The following is a 16,984-nucleotide window of genomic DNA, read 5'->3' as shown; positions in this document are numbered from 1 at the left end:
CACGACGCCCCCGGTACCAAGTCGGTACCGGGGGCGTCGTGACGCGTGGCGGGATCAGCCCCGCAGCTGCTCGTACGCCGGCAACGTCAGGAAGTCCACGTAGTCCTCGTCCAGGGACACCGTCAGCAGCAGGTCGTGGGCCTGCTGCCACTTGCCGGCCGTGAAGGCCTCCTCGCCGATCTCCTTGCGGATCGCCGCCAGGTCCTCGGCGGCGACCTTGCGGGCCAGCTCCGGGGTGGCCTTCTGGCCGTCCTCGAAGATGACGCCCGCGTTGATCCACTGCCAGATCTGGGAGCGGGAGATCTCCGCCGTGGCGGCGTCCTCCATCAGGTTGAAGATGGCGACCGCGCCCATGCCGCGCAGCCACGCCTCGATGTAGCGGATGCCGACCTGCACCGCGCCGACCAGGCCCTGGTACGTGGGGCTCGCGTGCAGCGAGTCGATGGCGATCAGCTCGCCGGCCGTCACCGACACGTCCTCGCGCAGCCGGTCCTTCTGGTTCGGCTTCTCGCCGAGCACCGCGTCGAAGGAGGCCATCGCGATCGGCACCAGGTCCGGGTGTGCGACCCAGGAACCGTCGAAGCCGTCGGCGGCCTCGCGGTCCTTGTCGGCCTTGACCTTCTCGAAGGCGACCTTGTTGACCTCGGCGTCGCGGCGCGAGGGGATGAAGGCCGCCATGCCGCCGATGGCGTGCGCGCCGCGCTTGTGGCACGTACGTACAAGGAGTTCGGTGTACGCCCGCATGAACGGGGCCGTCATCGTTACCGCGTTGCGGTCCGGCAGCACGAACTTGGCGCCACCGTCACGGAAGTTCTTCACGATGGAGAAGAGGTAGTCCCAGCGGCCCGCGTTCAGCCCGGCCGCGTGGTCGCGCAGCTCGTAGAGGATCTCCTCCATCTCGTACGCGGCTGTGATCGTCTCGATGAGGACGGTCGCGCGGACGGTGCCCTGCGGGATGCCGACGTAGTCCTGGGCGAAGACGAAGATCTCGTTCCACAGGCGGGCTTCGAGGTGCGACTCGGTCTTCGGCAGGTAGAAGTACGGGCCCTTGCCGAGCTCGATGAGGCGCTTGGCGTTGTGGAAGAAGTACAGGCCGAAGTCGACCAGTGCGCCGGGCACGGGGCGTCCGTCGGCCTGCAGGTGACGCTCGTCCAGGTGCCAGCCGCGCGGGCGCATCACCACGGTGGCCAGCTCGTCGGCGGCCTTGAGGGCGTAGGACTTGCCGGACTTCTCGTCGGTGAAGTCGATGGTGCGCGCGTAGGCGTCGATCAGATTGCGCTGGCCCAGGACGACGTTTTCCCACGTGGGGGCGGACGCGTCCTCGAAGTCGGCGAGCCAGACCTTCGCGCCCGAGTTCAGGGCGTTGATGGTCATCTTGCGGTCGGTCGGTCCGGTGATCTCCACGCGGCGGTCGTTCAGCGCGGCCGGAGCCGGTGCGACCTTCCAGGAATCGTCCTCACGGAGCTGTGCGGTCCCCGGGAGGAAGTCCAGAGTTGAGGTGCGGGCGATCTCACTGCGACGCTCACCGCGGCGGACGAGAAGCTCGTCGCGGCGGGGCGTGAACAGCCGGTGCAGCTCGGCCACGAAGGCCAGAGCCGCGTCGGTGAGTACCTCGTCCTGCCGCGGCAGGGGCTCGGCATCGACGATGGCCAGCGGGGACGGCGCTGGTGCGGACATGAGCTGTCACTCCTTCAGCGGGCGGTGCCTGGCGGCCGCCGGGTCGCCGATGCGGCACGGGGTGCCGTGGCTCCGAGTTACGGTCGCGGGCGCCGTCTGGGGTTCAGGGCGCTTCTGACCAGTGGATAGTAGTTTTCTCATGGCGGAAGTTCAATGGTTTGTTGATGTCGAGATTCTCCGGGTCGACAGAAGTCGTGGCGAAGTGGCTCCGGGTGCCATCCAGGTCACTCCAGGCGGCCGAGGTCCTCGGGTGTGTCGATGTCGTACGCCTCGGCCACATCCCCGCACTCGACGAGCGTGATCGCCTCCTCGTGCGCCTTCAGGTAGGCGCGTGCCCCCCGATCGCCCTCCGCGGTCACGGCCACGGGCTCCCAGTGGCGGGCGCCGAAGAGTACGGGATGCCCCCGCTTCCCGTCGTACGCCGCCGCCACGAGGCTGTCGGGCGAGCGGTACGCCGCCAGCACCCGGGCCACTGCCGCCGCGCCGATCCCCGGCTGGTCCACCAGCGAGACGAGCGCCGCCCGCGCCCCGGTGCCGGCCAGTGACGCGAGCCCCGCGCGCAGCGATGAGCCCATGCCCTGGTCCCAGTGCGGATTGTCGATCAGTACGCAGCCCGCCAGATCGGCCCGGTCCCGTACCTCCGGCGCGGACGCACCCAGGACCACATGCACTGGACCGCAGCCGCCCTCGCGCAGGACGCGCACCGCGTGCTCCACCAGCGGCCGGCCGCGGTGTTCGAGCAGTGCCTTCGGCCGGCCCCCGAGCCGCCGCCCGCCGCCCGCCGCGAGCAGCAGTCCGGCGACGCCTCCGACCCCGCCTTCACTTCCGTTGTGCCCCATGGGTCCTTGCTTACCCCATCGAGGGGCGCGAAGAGGGGACGCCCTTGGATAAGGTCCGTGCGTAAGGGTGTTCACAGTGGGGGACGTGGGTCAATGAGTGGTCAGCAGCCAGGTCGGGACAAGGTCTTCAAGCCGCTTGAGGGGGACGACCCGCGCACCGTGGCGGGGTATCAACTGGCCGCCAAACTGGGCGCGGGCGGTATGGGCAAGGTGTACCTTTCGTACACTCCCGGTGGCCGCCCCATCGCGATCAAGGTGATCCGGCCGGACTTCAGCCAGGACGCCGAGTTCCGCCGCCGCTTCGCCCAGGAAGTGAAGTCCGCGCAGCGCGTCCAGGGCCTGTACACCGCTCCCGTCATCGATGCCGACACCGAGGGCTCGGAGCCCTGGCTGGCCACCGCGTACGTGCCGGGCCCCTCGCTCGCCGACGCGGTCGCCGAGCACGGCGCGCTGCCGGTCGAAGCGGTCGCGCTGCTCATCGCCGGCATGGCCGAGGCGCTGCACGTCATCCACGGCGCGGGCATCGTGCACCGCGACCTCAAGCCGTCCAATGTGCTGCTCGCCGCCGACGGCCCGCGCGTCATCGACTTCGGCATCGCGTACGCCGCCGACGCCACGTCGCTCACCGGCAGCGGTGTCACCATCGGTACGCCGTCGTTCATGGCGCCGGAGCAGGCCGCCGGGCGCAAGGTCACAGCGGCCACCGACATCTTCGCCCTCGGCCAGGTAGCGGTGTACGCGGCGACCGGAACCCCGGCCTTCGGCGAGGGCACCTCGCACGGTGTGCTCTACCGGATCGTGCACGAGGAGCCCGACATCAGCGGCGTCCCGGAGCGGTTGCGGGAGCTGGTCACGCGCTGCCTCGCGAAGGACCCCGCGGCCAGGCCGACCGTGCCCGAGGTGATCGCGCTGTGCCAGAGCGCGAACGCCGAAACGGTGCTGCGCCGCCCCGAGGACTGGCTGCCCGGCGCCGTCGCCGCCGACATCACCGGACGCAACGCGGCCCCCGCCCCGCCGGCATACGTACCCACGCAGCCGGTCCAGCCGGCCACCCCGCCGCCCGGCTACGGCCCGGCGCCGACACACCAGCCGCCGACGCATCAGCCGCCCGCGTACCAGCCGGGGCCGCAGACGCCGGCGCCGCTGCATCACACTCCGACGCAGCTGGGGGCCCCGCCCACGTACCCCGGGCAGCCCCAGCCCTCGTACCCGCAGCAGTACCAGCACCCGCAGGAGCAGGCCCAGCACCAGTACCCGACCCAGCTTCCGCAGCCCACCCCGCCGGTGCCCGCGAAGGGCAAGCGCAAGGGCAAGGGGGTCGCCATCGCGCTCGCGGCGGCCCTGATCTTCGGCATCGCGGGCGGCGGCACGGCGTACGTCCTGCTCAAGGACAACAACAAGGGAAACCAGGCGCAGGAAGACCCGGCGCCGAAGGCGAAGCCGACGCCGAAGGGCGGCGGTGGTGGTGAGGCCGACCCGGCCAAGTCCCCCGACGCAGGCGCCAGTTCCGGTTCCGAGGAGAAGCCGACGCCGACGCCGGTGCCGGACCCCGAGCCCGCCGACTTCAAGGACATCGACCTCACGGCCGGTTACCACCTGACGTTCTCGGACGACGTAGTACGGCCCCAGCCGGGCGAGGACGGCGCGTACGAACTCGCGTACGACACTGGGGGGTACCTCGACTCGGAGAGCGAGGGCGGCACCCTGGCGCTGCTCGATCCGGGACAGCCGGGTTCCCTTGAAGCCTGCCGCGCGGAGACCCGGTTCACCGAGTCGATCTATACGACCAAGCTGTCCAAGGGGCGGCAGGTCTGTGTGACTACCGGCACGGGACATATCGGCCTGGTGACCGTCCAGGGGTTCTCGCCCGAGGACTCGCCCAGCGACTACATGTCGCTGGACCTGACGGTCTGGCGCAACGCCGCGGCAGCTGCTGCCGCGTCGAACTGAGGGCGCGCCGAGGGGGTCTGCGGCGGGCCGGGGCCGAGGCCAGGTGGCGAACACCCCATCGATTGGCGTTAACTGGCCCTGGCCCCTCTTGTGCGACGTCTGACCCACGTTGTGAGGGGGTGAACCACCGGCGGGACCTGCACATCAGTGTGCGAGGGGGAGAACTGTGTTGAAAAGCGTGGAGCCGAGGCGTGTGACCGGTAGCGGCGAGGACCCCCGGGTGACGGAGCTGCGCGCTGCCGTCTCCCGGCTCCGCCGTGAACTGGCCGCGCACCCGGCCGAGTTGTCCGACCGCGCCATCGCCGACGATGAACTGGCCGCGCTGGACGCGATGGCGCTCAGCGGAGTGCCTGAGGTCCGGCGGCTGCGCCGTTCGCTGCTGGTGATCGCCGGATCGGTCGGCTCGGTCAGTGCGCTCGCAGTGGCGATGACCCAGGTCCGCAGGGCCGTCGAGATTTTCGGCGAGCCGTCGCCGCGCTAGCCGGGCGTGCCACGGCCAGGAATGTCCTAGGAGGGTGGTCCTGCGCGGGTGTACGGGCCCGATGACCCGGGGCGCCATGAAGGCGCGCACCCGGGTCGGGAAGGGCAGCAACATGTCGCCGCCCGTAAGCCGAATCAGCCGTGCGGCTGACCGAAGAGCCGCGTCCATTCTACCGCGCTGGCGCCGAATGAGCGTGCGCGCGGTCGCGGCGGCCGGCTTCGCGTCCGGGGCGCCACCGGATCAAAACCGGAGCCGTCGTCGACCGGTCGAGGGCCACCGAGGGGTCCATGAAACTGAGGGTGATCCCGGCGATTGAGGACCAAGGGCTGGGGCGGAGCCCCCACGCGGCGGCAGCCGCACATGTCACAGCAGGGAAGGGGCGGGTAGGGGGACAAGCCCCGCGCAGCGGAAGCTAGTTGTGGCCCGCGTTCGTCAGGACCACCGAGAGCTCCTGGGCGACCTCCTGGAGGATCGGGACGATCCTTTCCGTCGCGGACTCCGTGACCCGCCCCGCCGGCCCAGAGATGGAAATCGCTGCAGCGGTGGGGGAGTTGGGGACCGAGACCGCCAGGCACCGCACCCCGATCTCCTGCTCGTTGTCGTCCACCGCGTAACCGACCCGGCGTACATGCTCCAGCGCTTCCAGGAAGCCCTCGGGCGTAGTGATCGTCTTCTCGGTCGCGGCGGGCATCCCCGTACGCCCGAGCAGCGCCCGCACCTCGTCGGCCGGCGTGTGCGCGAGCAGTGCCTTGCCGACCCCTGTGGAGTGCGGCAGGACCCGGCGCCCGACCTCGGTGAACATCCGCATCGAGTGCTTGGACGGCACCTGTGCGACGTAAACGATCTCGTCGCCGTCGAGCAGCGCCATGTTCGCGGTCTCGCCGGTCTCCTCGACCAGGCGCGCCAGGAAGGGGCGGGCCCAGGTGCCGAGCAGCCGGGACGCGCTCTCGCCGAGGCGGATCAGGCGCGGGCCGAGCGAGTAGCGGCGGTTCGACTGCTGGCGTACGTAACCGCAGGCCACCAGCGTCCGCATCAGGCGGTGGATCGTGGGCAGCGGCAGGCCGCTGCTGGCGGAGAGCTCGCTCAGTCCGACCTCGCCGCCGGCGTCTGCCATCCGCTCCAGCAGGTCGAAGGCGCGCTCAAGGGACTGCACGCCACCGCTGGGCGCGGCAGGCTTGGAAGCGTCGGTGGTGGCGTTGGACGACAGCACGTCAACGGTCCTTTCGAGGCGGGCGGGCAAGGCAGCAGCCTATCGGTCGGGCCGCGCCGACGACACGGTCGGCGTCAAGAGGTCCTTGCCGGTCAGAGGGCGTTTGTCCGTGTGTCGGCCGTCACTTCCCGAGATCCCGGAGCAAGCGCCTTGTGGATAGCTACCTTCTGTAAGGCGAAATTCTACTTCCACTTTGTGGAATCGACCAAGCGATCTCGTCACCACGGACGGGTCTTGACGGACCCAGGTCCGGAGTGAAGACTTATTCAACAGTTCGTTGAAGTTTGTTGAGTTTCGCTGAAGCGAGGTAATGGGTGTCCGACGCCGTGGAACTGGTACTGCGCTCGACGCGCGTCATCACCCCGGAGGGATCACGCGCCGCGTCCGTCGCCGTGTCCGCCGGGAAGATCGTCGGTGTGCTGCCGTACGACGCCGAGGTGCCGGCCGGGGCCCGGCTGGAGGACTTCGGGGACGACGTACTGCTCCCCGGCCTGGTCGACACCCACGTCCATGTGAACGACCCCGGACGCACCGCGTGGGAGGGCTTCTGGACCGCGACGCGCGCCGCGGCGGCCGGTGGCATCACCACGCTCCTCGACATGCCGCTCAACTCCCTCCCGCCGACCACGACGCCCGCTCACCTCGCCACCAAGCAGGAGGTGGCGCGCAGCAAGGCGCACATCGACGTCGGCTTCTGGGGCGGCGCGATCCCGTCCAACGTGTCGGACCTGCGACCGCTGTACGACGCCGGGGTCTTCGGCTTCAAGTGTTTCCTGTCGCCCTCGGGCGTCGAGGAGTTCCCCGAGCTCGACCAGGAACAACTGGCCAAGTCGATGGCGGAGATCTCCGGCTTCGGCGGCCTGCTGATCGTGCACGCCGAGGACCCGCACCACCTGGAGAGCGCGCCGCAGAAGACCGGCCCGGCGTACGCCGACTTCCTGGCCTCCCGGCCCCGGGACGCCGAGAACACCGCGATCGAGGGCCTGATCGCGCACGCCAAGCGCCTCGGCGCCCGCGTGCACGTCCTGCACCTGTCGTCCTCGGACGCGCTGCCGCTGATCGCCGCCGCCAAGCGTGAGGGCGTCCGTGTCACGGTCGAGTCCTGTCCGCACTTCCTCACCCTCACGGCCGAGGAAGTCCCGGACGGGGCAACGGAGTTCAAGTGCTGCCCGCCGATCCGTGAGGCCGCCAACCAGGACGCGCTGTGGGACGGCCTCATCGACGGGACGATCGACTGCATCGTCTCCGACCACTCGCCGTGCACCACGGACCTCAAGACCCCCGACTTCGCCACCGCCTGGGGCGGCATCTCCTCGCTCCAGCTGGGTCTGCCCGCCATCTGGACCGAGGCCCGCAAGCGGGGACGCACCGTCGAGGACGTCGTCCGCTGGATGTCGACCGCGCCGGCCGCCCTCGCGGGCCTGGGGCAGAAGGGCGCCATCGAGGCAGGCCGCGACGCCGACTTCGCGGTGCTCGCACCCGAGGAGACCTTCACGGTGGACCCCGCCGAGCTGTTCCACCGCAACCAGGTCACGGCGTACGCGGGCAAGACACTGCACGGCGTCGTGAAGTCGACCTGGCTGCGCGGCGTACTCATCGCGGAGAACGGCGTCCTCGCCGAGCCCACCGGCCTTCTGCTCGAAAGGAACAACTGACCGTGGTGAAAGCCCTGTTCACCGGCGACGCGAACCCCTACGGGGGCGGCGACCCGTACGCCGACTACCGCACCGCCGACTTCCCCTTCACCCATCTCACCGACCTCGCCGACCGGCGGCTCGGCGCGGGTGTGATCGCGGCCAACGACGAGTTCTTCGCCGAGCGCGAGAACATGCTGCGCTCCGGCCCCGCCCACTTCGACCCCGAGCACTTCGGGCACAAGGGCAAGATCATGGACGGCTGGGAGACCCGCCGCCGCCGCGGGGTCTCGGCCGTGCAGCCGCACCCCACGGACGAGGACCACGACTGGGCGCTCGTACGCCTGGGCGCGCCCGGCGTGATCCGTGGCATCGTCGTCGACACCGCCCACTTCCGGGGCAACTACCCGCAGGCCGTGTCGGTCGAGGCGGCCTCGCTCGCCGGCTCCCCGTCGCCCGGGGAGCTCGCGGACTCCGACGTGAAGTGGACAACGCTCGTTGCCCGTACGGCCCTTGGCGGGCACGCGGCCAACGGCTTCGCCGTCGACGTGGAGCAGCGCTTCACGCACCTGCGCGTCAACCAGCACCCGGACGGCGGCATCGCGCGCCTGCGGGTGTACGGCGAGGTCGTGCCCGACCCGGCGTGGCTGGCTGTCCTGGGTACGTTCGATCTGGCCGCCCTGGAGAACGGCGGCCAGGTCGAGGACGCGTCGGACCGCTTCTACTCCTCGCCGACCAACACCGTCCAGCCGGGCCGCTCCCACAAGATGGACGACGGCTGGGAGACCCGCCGCCGCCGGGACAAGGGCAACGACTGGATCCGCTACCAGTTGGTGGAGCAGTCGGAGATCCGCGCGATCGAGATCGACACGGCGTACCTCAAGGGCAACTCGGCGGGCTGGGCCGCCATTTCGGTCCGCGACGGTGAGCCGGCCTCTGGTTCCGCCGGGTCCGATGGGTGGACCGAGATCCTGCCGCGGACCCGTCTGCAGCCCGACACGAACCACCGCTTCGTCCTGGACTCGGCCTCGACGGCGAGCGAGGTCCGCATCGACATCTTCCCGGACGGTGGCATCTCCCGGCTGCGCCTCTTCGGCTCACTGACCGAGCAGGGTGCGGCCCGTCTGGCGGACCGCCACCGGGAGTTGGGCGGCTGACAGCCGGGCGCGGGCGCATGGGTGCGCGGGCGCAGGTACGACGCGTGGTGCCCCCGGTTCGTACGAACCGGGGGCACCACGCGTGGTGTGTGGGTGCCCTGTCGCCGCGGGCAGCCTCAGGCGGGCAGCGGGGCGTTGACCACGAGGGAGGAGAACACCAGCTCGCCACCCTGGTGGGCGGTGACCCGTACACCGGCGACCGGGTCCGCCGGGTCCGTCGAGTTCGCCAGCGACTCGGCCTGGAGTACACACGGGGTGCCGAACTCGGCGTACCGGTGGAAGGTGCTGTTCATCGACGCGGGCAAGGTCGGACTGCCACCCGGTTCGAGGGTCTGCGCCGCCTGCCGCGCGGCCTCCAGCAGGACCATGCCGGGAACGTGGTCGTTGTGGTGGTCGAAGAGGATGGGGTGGTCGATGTCGACCCGCAGCTGCCAGCGGTCGGGCCGGTCGCCGGGGCTGAGGACGACGTCCGAGGCGAGCGCGCGGCCGACGGACCGGGGCGGGACCGGCGCTCCGAGGTCCACCGGGCCCGGCGTGGCGTCCAGATGGGCGGCGCGCAGCCGGCGGTAGGCCTCGGCCGATGTGCAGGTGTAGCTCGCGCCACCGGTGGCGATGACCTGGCCCCTGTGGCGGATCGCCGCTTCGTAGCGCAGCCGGGCGAGCTTGCGGCCGCGCAGCCGTATTTCACTGCAGACGACGTCCAGTTCCAGATCGGCAGGGGTGCTGCCCAGCGCGATGTATTCGGGAGCAACGGTGTAATTGAGGTCCCACATGAGGAACTTGTGGTCGAGCGGCACCTCGAATGCCGTGTGGGCCAGGAGTGCGCCGACCTGCCGAATCGTTTCCGCGGCCAGCATCGGGTCGTAGTGGCCGCTTATCGGGGTGAAGAAGCTGTGGGCCCGCGGCCATTGGGCGGTTACGGAGAAGCTTTTGTCGTCCACTGGCGCCCAGCCGGTGAGGAAGACCTCCGCCACGGCTGCGCGGTGCACGAACTGACGGGGAACTGTGGTGGTGAGAACGGGCGTTGAGCCAACCAAGTGGTGTCCGGTGGCGACTGTGGTCTCGTTCGTGCCAAGCGTGGGAGCGAGCGTCTGGGTCATGGCTTCTTCCCCCTGGAAGACTCGACGGGTTGAGCACGTGAAGCGAAGCGTCCTGCCCGGAAGAAAGATACGTACTTCTCGGTTTGGTTCACAACAGTTTCTGCGACTGAAGTTGCGCAATGTGTGCGGGGGATGGCGGTTTTGAGCCCGGAAGCTTTCATTCCGCAGCAGTCGATGATGTGCTGGGTGTCGGCTAACTACGCAGCTCAGGGCAGAGGTTAAGGCTGGTCGGCGCTATTGGGCAGGTGCGTATCCAAGCCGGTTCAGGTATGTTCCAGAAGTCATAACATCCGGGCGGCCCGGTTTGCTTTGGTGGTCCGCCCTGTCGGCCGGAGTGGGCGCGCAACGCCGTGGCAGCCCGCCGACCGGCCCTCCAGACGACTGTGGAGACCTCGTGCAGCAGCTCCAGCAGATACGGCTCGCAGCCGTGAACATCGACGGCGTGCTCCTGAACGACACGTTCAGCCCCGTCATCCACCGCTTCATCACCAGCCGCGGCGGTCACTACGACGCCGCCGTGGAACGCGAGATCTTCTCGCAGACCCAGCTGTCCGCGGCCAGGGCCCTGGGCGCCGCCGCCGGCCTCGCCTCGCCGCCGGAGGAGATCCTCGCCGCCTACTTCGCGGAACGCGAGGAACACCTCGCGCACGATCCGATCCGTGTCCTCGACGGAGGCGAGGCCCTGCTGCACCGGCTGCGCGGGCTCGGCCTGCGGACGGTGTGTTACGGAGGACTCGACAAGAGCCACTTCGACCGTTACCTGGGGGAGCACGCCGACCTCTTCGACGGGCCGGGGTACGTCTGCACCAACGACTACCGGCCGGGGGTCCGTGAGATCACCACGGAGGTCTTCGGCCTCGGATTCGACGAGGTGGTGTTCATCGACGACGTCGCCAGAGTGGCCGAGGCCGCCAAGGAGTTGGACGTCGCCTTCGTCGGGCACCCCAGTGGCTTCGAGCATGGCCACCAGGGCGAGCTGATGCGCAAGACCGGGGTGCGGCATCTCGTGGATTGCCTGGCGGACATCGACGAGGAACTGCTGCGCACCGTGGACGCCGAGGCCGCCGCGGGCACCGTGTGGGCCACCGGCACCCCTTAGGGGGCGTCCGCAGCAAGTAGGGGGCCCGCGTCCGTATTTAACGAGGGCGCGGACGCCGGCCAGGGCGCAGGCACCAACCAGATCACAGAGGCAAAGGGGAACGCCGCATGAGCAACGACAGCAGACTGCTTCCGGGCAAGGTCGCCCTGATCACCGGTGCGAGCAGCGGCATCGGGGAGGCCTCGGCCCGGGTGTTCGCCAGGGAAGGCGCCAGGGTGGTGCTGGCCGCACGCCGGGAGGACCGGCTCAAGTCCCTGGTCGAGGAGATACGCGAGACGGGGGCGGAGGCCGAGTACGTGGTGGTCGACGTGACCAGGGCCGAGGACACCGCACGGGCGGTCGCGCATGCGGTGCAGCGGTACGGGCGGCTGGATGTGGCCTTCAACAACGCCGGGTACGGGGTGGGCCGGACCCCCCTGCATCTGATGGACGACGGTGTGTACGACCAGATCATGGACGTCAACGTGCGCGGCGTCTGGAACTGCCTGCGCGACGAGATCGGCGCGATGCTGACCTCGGGCGGCGGGGCGATCGTCAACAACAGCAGTGTCGGCGGGCTCCTCGCGACGCCGGTTGCCGCTCCCTATGTCGCGTCGAAGCACGCCGTGATCGGCCTGACCAAGGCCGCCGCCGCCGAGTATGCGGCGCAGGGGATCCGGGTCAACGCGGTCGCCCCCGGCACCACCCGCACCGAGGTGGTGGGGGCGTGGTTCGCGCAGAACCCCGGGATCGAGGAGGTGCTGCACCAGGCGACCCCGCAGGCGCGCACCGCGGAGCCCGTCGAGATAGCGGAGGCCGCCGCCTGGCTGTGCAGCGACCGCGCCTCGTTCGTGACCGGGGTCACCATGCCGGTGGATGGCGGATTGATGATCGTGTGACCGGAGCAGTCGGGTGTGACAGGGCGAGTGGCGGAACGTTGTAGGTCCCATCTTGATTCCATACATACTCGGCGGTTTAAACTGTCTCCATATGCGTGCACTATTGAACGCGTATGTCAGCCCGCACGCGATGGGCACTGAGAGATGGGACGCCCAGTGGCGAAGCAAGACCGAGCGATCCGCACGCGACGCGTGATCCTGGAGGCGGCGGCGGCCGTTTTCGAGGAACACGGCTACGAGGCCGCCAAGATCACCGACATTCTGGCCCGGGCCGAGGTGACCAAGGGGGCGCTGTACTTCCACTTCGAGTCGAAGGAAGACCTGGCGCTCGCGGTGATCGATGCGCAGGTGGTGGAGGCGCCGCCACAGTTGCCTCAGGCGGCCAAACTGCAGGAGGGGATCGACATCGGCATGATCTTCGCCAACCGCCTCATGCACGACCCACTGGTTCGCGGCAGTGTGCGCCTTACGCTGGACCAGGCCGGCGCTCAACTCAACCGTGGTGGCGCCTACGCCAATTGGACCGAGCTGCACACCCGGGTTCTCACCGAGGCGAAGGCCCGTGGCGAGGTTCTGGCGCATGTTGTCCCCGAGGAGACCGCCTCGCTCATCGTGGGGGCGTACGCGGGCATCAATATGATGCTGCGGGCCCGGGGTGCCTCGTCGGACCTGGACCGGCAGGCATCCGCGCTCTACCGGCACATCATGCCCAGCGTGGCGGTACCGGGAGTGCTGGCCATGCTGGACATGGCGCCCGGCCGGGGGGAGCGGGCGCTGGCCGAGGCGGCGCGGGCGGAGCTGGAGGCGCCCCCGACGCAGGCGGCGCCCGAGTTCTCGGGCTGAATCCCGCGCCGTAGGAGCCTGACGGGGTCCTGGTCGGCTGCTACGGCACAGTGCGGGACCACAGGGGAAACCGGTGTAGCTGTTTGTTACGACCCGGCAATGGGTGCCGGATCGGGCCGCGAGGCGGCCCGGCCCGGCACGGTTGCCGGTCCCGTACCTACCGGTCCTATACCTGCCGGTCCCGTGCCTGCCGGTCCTGTACCGGACGGTCCCGTACCGGACGGATCCAGGCGGCCGGCGACGCCCGGCGCGGTCAGGCACGGCAGCTGCAACTGCCAGAACCCGGTGACCGATTCCCGGGACAGCCACTCCTGGTCGCTCCGGCTCAGTACCTCGAATCCCACGGTGGCCGCGACGATCGACGAGGCGATGGCCCGCCGCGGCAGGCCGGGGTCGAGCGCGTGCTCGCGCGATGCCCCGCTGAGCAGCCGCTGCACGCACTCCCACCACTCGTCGCGGAGGTTGACCCGTGGTCCCTCGAAGTCGCCGCTGTTGAGCTGGAATCCGGCCTTGGCGACGATGCTGGTCCGCAGCAGCTCCGCGAGGCCGTGCGTGGTGTCGATCAGTGCCTGCAGCGAGGAGTTACGGCTGCGGCAGGCCCGGCGGGTGACGGCGCGCAGCGCACTCGACGCCTCGGCCTCCACCGCCGTGGCCAGGGCGGCCTTGTTCTCGAAATGGAAGTACAGCGCGCCCGAACTGACCCCCACCCGCGAGCTGACCGTGGTCAGGCTCGTGCGGGTGTAGCCGTGCTCGTAGAAGGCGCGGGCCGCGGATGCGATCAGCAGCTTTCGTGTGCGGACGGCGCGCTCCTGCTTGCTCATGTGCACCCCTCGTGGGTGTGTGTGGCCGACCGCCGGACGGGCTCGTGACGTGCCGAGTCGTGCCGGAGCTGCGACGGTGTGCGGATGCGTAATGGGGCTCTCACGGAGTGCCATAAAACCAACTCTCGGGTTTGTTTACCACCCCGGGAGGGGTTCGACTCGCAAGAGCGGCATGGAAATGCGCAAGAAGACAACTATTCGCGAGCAATGTCCGGACCAACTTTTTGCCATGTGGAGTGCAGTTCAGGCCGTTGAGTCTTTGACAAACCGACAGCGCGGTTTGTAATCTCCTCACAGGTGCTGCGCCCACGGCACCTGTGAGCTGTATCCACCGAGGGGGAAACGATGAGTCAGCACACAACAGACCTTCTGGAGCCTCGCACCACCGCCCCGTGCCTCACTGTCAGGTCAGCGCCGACCGGCACCTACGCGGACTCCGCGGCGCCGAACCTGCGCCGCCCGTCCGCGACTTGGCACGTACTCGTGGTCGAAAGCAACGCACGTGACGCGGAATCACTGAGCCGGGGGCTCAGGCGTCACGGTCACACGGTCGATCACGTCGCGACGGGGAGCGAGGCCCTGCGGGTCCACGTGGAGGCGGACCTGGTCCTCCTCGACCTCGACCTGCCCGATGTGGACGGCCTCGAAGTCTGCCGTGGCATCCGGATGGCGAGCGGCATACCGGTCATCGCCGTCACCGCCCGGCCGACCGAGCTCGACCGGGTCCTCGGCCTTCAGGCCGGCGCCGACGACTGCCTGGTGAAGCCGTACGGCTTTCGCGAACTGATGGCCCGGATGGACGCCGTCATGCGCAGGTCCCGGCCCCAGCCCGCCGCCGAGCAGACCCTGACCCACGGCCTGTTGCGCATCGACGCCGCACTGCGCGAGGTCAGCCTGGACGGCCGGCTCGTCGGCATGACGCGCAAGGAGTTCGACCTGCTGTACCTGCTCGCGTCGCACCCCGAGACCGTCATCCCGCGCAAGCAGGTCATGCAGCGGGTCTGGGGCGACACCTGGTCCCGCAGGACCATCGACACCCATGTCAGCAGCCTGCGCGGCAAGCTCGGTGCCAGCGAGTGGATCATCACGGTCCGCGGTGTCGGATTCCGGTTCGGCCATGCGTGAGACGGGATACCGCAGGCATGGTTCCACCACGGTCGTGAACGCGCTCTGCCGGGGCGAGGACTGCCTGCGCGGCGCGGACGGCGCGGCGCTGCGCAACCGCGCCGTGGCGGGCCTGCGGCTCTGCCGGGTGTGCCGTGAGCGGCTGTCGGTCCGGCTGCGGGAGCTGCCCGGACTCTACGTGGAGTGCGAACGCGCGCTGGGTGGCAGCGCCCCCACCGGCCTGCGGGAGAAGACGTCGGGCGGCCCGCTGCCCGGCATGCCGTTCAACACGGCGGCCGCGGATGTGCGTACGTCGATCGTCGCGACCCTCGTTGCCTGGAGCGGCCTCGTGGCGGAGGAGCGGGGCCTGGCGGCCCCGCGCCGCGCGGTCCCGCCGATGGTCGAGTTCCTGTGCCTGCACGGCGATTGGCTGTCGGCGCATCCGGCGGCGGCCGAGGCGACGGAGGAAGTGGCACGGCTGGTGCGGACGGCCAGGCGGGTGACCCGGCAGGACGCACCGCGCCGGGTGCTCATCGGCCTGTGCGTGGAGCAGGACTGCTCCGGTGAGCTCAGCGCGTACGTCAGCGGAGGCCGTACGGCTGCGCCGCCCACGGAGATCCGATGCGGCACCAACGCCGGCCATGCCTGGCCCGGCCACCTCTGGACGCAGCTGAGCCGCTCCCTGCGGCGCACCTCGCCGCCCGGAGCGGCCGAGCGGCCCGAGCCGTCGGGGGCGCCCGCCGAGCAGTGGCTCACCGCCGCGGACGTCTCGCGCCTGTGGCGGACCCCGATCGGTACGGTCTACCGGCTCGCCAGCGACAACCAGTGGCGCCGCCGCAGCCGCGCAGGCCGCACGTACTACTCCGAAGCAGATGTGCACGCCTGCTTCAGCCGCCGGGCCGTGCGCTCGGCATAGGAGCACAGAAGATACTGGCGCCAAGGGCCGGTGACCGCACTCCATACGTGCGGTCACCGGCCCTTGGCGTTTCCGGGCGAACCCTGCGAAAAACGCGGCGCACAGAGTTGACGGAACTTCACTAAGGCCTGACCCAGGGCCTCTTGAAGTGCCTCACGAGAATGAAGAAGCTAGTTACTAGCTTCCACTGCATTGTCTCGTGCTGCGGCGACTGCGCGTGCGGAGCCGGCCGATCCGATGCTTGAAGTCGATGAATGGGGATTAATTCAATGGATGTCGGACTGCTCTTCGACCTTCGGAATCCAGCAAAGTGGCAGCGGCCCTGGGGCGACCACTACGCACGTACGCTGGAATTCTGTGAAGAGGCCGAGAACAACGGGATCGGCGGCCTGTGGTTCACCGAACACCACATGTTCGAGGACGGTTACCTGCCACAGCCCCTGACGTTCGCGGCAGCCGTCGCGGCACGCACGAAGCGCGTCCGTATCGGCACCTCGATCCTGCTGCCCGCGCTGCGCAAGCCCGCCCAGCTGGCCGAGGAGGCGGCGATCGTCGATCTCATCAGCGGCGGCCGTCTGGAGCTCGGGCTCGGCGCCGGATACCGGGTGCCCGAGTACAAGCTGTTCGACGTCGAGTTCGAGAACCGGTTCGCCAGGACCGAGAAGTCGATCAACGAGGTCATCGCGTTCCTTGAGGACGAGGCCGTCACCCCGAGCCCGATCCAGAACCCGATGTCGATGTGGGGCGGCTTCTACGGGCCGCGCGGCGCGAAGATGGCCGGCCGCCTCGGCATGGGGCTGCTGCACATCTCGCACTCCATGTACGAGCACTACCGCGAGGGCCTGATCGAAGGCGGCCACGACCCGCAGACCGCCCGGATGTCGGGCCTGCTGCCGCTCATCCTGTCCAACGACCCCGAGAAGACCTGGGCACGCATCGCGCCGCACGTCGCCCACCAGCTCAACAGCTACCGGAAGGCGTCGGTGCAGGGCACCGACCAGCCGCTTCCCTCCTTCATCGGTCCGGACGAACTCCGCAATGGAAATCCGGAAGGCACCTGGGGAATGGTCGAGGTGGTGACTCCGGAAGAGGCGGCGGAGCGGATTCGCGTCATGACGGACGGGCTACCCGTCAAGAATCTCATTTTCTGGGCGAGCATCGCGGCCATGCCGGACGACCTGATGGTCCAGCACATGAAGCTGCTGAGCGGAACGTTGCCCAAGCTGATCGCCTGAAATCCCTCGCCGAAGGAATTCCGATGATGGTCAAGGAGAG

Annotated in this window: 15 protein-coding genes; 10 read left to right on the top strand and 5 right to left on the bottom strand. The window is 69.5% G+C overall.

Annotation, left to right across the window (positions count from 1 at the left end):
• Window positions 1-54: 54 nt before the first annotated feature.
• Both aceB and ABCR94_RS36840 read right to left on the bottom strand, forming a co-directional pair.
• Window positions 55-1,677 carry a malate synthase A gene (gene aceB, locus ABCR94_RS36845; RefSeq protein ID WP_347125651.1) on the bottom strand — a complete coding sequence of 541 codons (1,623 nt, stop codon included), beginning with the start codon at window positions 1,675-1,677 and terminating at the stop codon, window positions 55-57.
• A gap of 224 nt (window positions 1,678-1,901) precedes the next feature.
• Window positions 1,902-2,516, bottom strand: coding sequence for a nucleotidyltransferase family protein (locus ABCR94_RS36840; RefSeq protein WP_347125649.1), 615 nt, complete (start codon window positions 2,514-2,516; stop codon window positions 1,902-1,904).
• A 93-nt stretch (window positions 2,517-2,609) separates the two neighbouring features.
• Here ABCR94_RS36840 and ABCR94_RS36835 point away from each other — a divergent pair, with 93 nt between their 5' ends.
• On the top strand, window positions 2,610-4,466 hold the full coding sequence (locus ABCR94_RS36835; protein WP_347125647.1) for a serine/threonine protein kinase: 1,857 nt from the start codon (window positions 2,610-2,612) through the stop codon (window positions 4,464-4,466).
• 166 nt (window positions 4,467-4,632) lie between these two features.
• The gene (locus ABCR94_RS36830; RefSeq protein WP_347125646.1) at window positions 4,633-4,947 is read left to right on the top strand and encodes a DUF5955 family protein; all 315 of its coding nucleotides are present in this window, start codon (window positions 4,633-4,635) and stop codon (window positions 4,945-4,947) included.
• Between the two features lie 412 nt (window positions 4,948-5,359).
• Here ABCR94_RS36830 and ABCR94_RS36825 read toward each other — a convergent pair whose 3' ends face one another.
• Window positions 5,360-6,157 (bottom strand): IclR family transcriptional regulator, encoded by a 798-nt coding sequence (locus ABCR94_RS36825; RefSeq protein ID WP_347125644.1) that lies wholly within the window; start codon window positions 6,155-6,157, stop codon window positions 5,360-5,362.
• A 314-nt stretch (window positions 6,158-6,471) separates the two neighbouring features.
• Between ABCR94_RS36825 and allB the strand changes: the two genes are divergently transcribed.
• Entirely contained in the window at window positions 6,472-7,812 is a 1,341-nt protein-coding gene (allB, locus tag ABCR94_RS36820) for an allantoinase AllB (RefSeq protein ID WP_347125643.1), read from the top strand.
• 2 nt (window positions 7,813-7,814) lie between these two features.
• Entirely contained in the window at window positions 7,815-8,948 is a 1,134-nt protein-coding gene (alc, locus tag ABCR94_RS36815) for an allantoicase (RefSeq protein WP_521978655.1), read from the top strand.
• A gap of 116 nt (window positions 8,949-9,064) precedes the next feature.
• Here alc and ABCR94_RS36810 read toward each other — a convergent pair whose 3' ends face one another.
• Window positions 9,065-10,048 (bottom strand): ScbA/BarX family gamma-butyrolactone biosynthesis protein, encoded by a 984-nt coding sequence (locus ABCR94_RS36810; RefSeq protein ID WP_347125642.1) that lies wholly within the window; start codon window positions 10,046-10,048, stop codon window positions 9,065-9,067.
• A 394-nt stretch (window positions 10,049-10,442) separates the two neighbouring features.
• Here ABCR94_RS36810 and ABCR94_RS36805 point away from each other — a divergent pair, with 394 nt between their 5' ends.
• The 3 genes from ABCR94_RS36805 to ABCR94_RS36795 all read left to right on the top strand — a co-directional run bounded on the left by ABCR94_RS36805 (window position 10,443) and on the right by ABCR94_RS36795 (window position 12,868).
• Window positions 10,443-11,147 (top strand): HAD family phosphatase, encoded by a 705-nt coding sequence (locus ABCR94_RS36805; protein WP_347125641.1) that lies wholly within the window; start codon window positions 10,443-10,445, stop codon window positions 11,145-11,147.
• A 107-nt stretch (window positions 11,148-11,254) separates the two neighbouring features.
• Window positions 11,255-12,025, top strand: a complete 771-nt coding sequence (locus ABCR94_RS36800) for an SDR family NAD(P)-dependent oxidoreductase (RefSeq protein WP_347125639.1) — start codon at window positions 11,255-11,257, stop codon at window positions 12,023-12,025.
• 156 nt (window positions 12,026-12,181) lie between these two features.
• Entirely contained in the window at window positions 12,182-12,868 is a 687-nt protein-coding gene (locus ABCR94_RS36795; protein WP_347125637.1) for a ScbR family autoregulator-binding transcription factor, read from the top strand.
• 86 nt (window positions 12,869-12,954) lie between these two features.
• On the opposite strand, the gene ABCR94_RS36790 is transcribed toward ABCR94_RS36795, so the two are convergent.
• A complete protein-coding gene (locus ABCR94_RS36790) occupies window positions 12,955-13,689 on the bottom strand; it encodes a ScbR family autoregulator-binding transcription factor (protein ID WP_347125635.1) in 735 nt (244 codons plus the stop codon).
• A gap of 345 nt (window positions 13,690-14,034) precedes the next feature.
• Between ABCR94_RS36790 and ABCR94_RS36785 the strand changes: the two genes are divergently transcribed.
• The 3 genes from ABCR94_RS36785 to ABCR94_RS36775 all read left to right on the top strand — a co-directional run bounded on the left by ABCR94_RS36785 (window position 14,035) and on the right by ABCR94_RS36775 (window position 16,944).
• On the top strand, window positions 14,035-14,814 hold the full coding sequence (locus tag ABCR94_RS36785) for a response regulator transcription factor (RefSeq protein ID WP_347125633.1): 780 nt from the start codon (window positions 14,035-14,037) through the stop codon (window positions 14,812-14,814).
• Window positions 14,807-15,709: a hypothetical protein gene (locus tag ABCR94_RS36780; protein WP_347125631.1), complete on the top strand. Its 903-nt coding sequence runs from the start codon at window positions 14,807-14,809 to the stop codon at window positions 15,707-15,709. Before ABCR94_RS36785 ends, ABCR94_RS36780 begins: the two co-directional genes overlap by 8 nt.
• Window positions 15,710-15,978: 269 nt before the next feature.
• The gene (locus tag ABCR94_RS36775; RefSeq protein WP_347125629.1) at window positions 15,979-16,944 is read left to right on the top strand and encodes an LLM class flavin-dependent oxidoreductase; all 966 of its coding nucleotides are present in this window, start codon (window positions 15,979-15,981) and stop codon (window positions 16,942-16,944) included.
• The last annotated feature ends 40 nt before the right edge of the window (window positions 16,945-16,984 follow it).

The sequence above is a fragment of the Streptomyces changchenzhani genome, assembly GCF_039766235.1.
Classification (GTDB): domain Bacteria; phylum Actinomycetota; class Actinomycetes; order Streptomycetales; family Streptomycetaceae; genus Streptomyces.
This window is presented reverse-complemented; position numbering and strand designations above follow the sequence as displayed.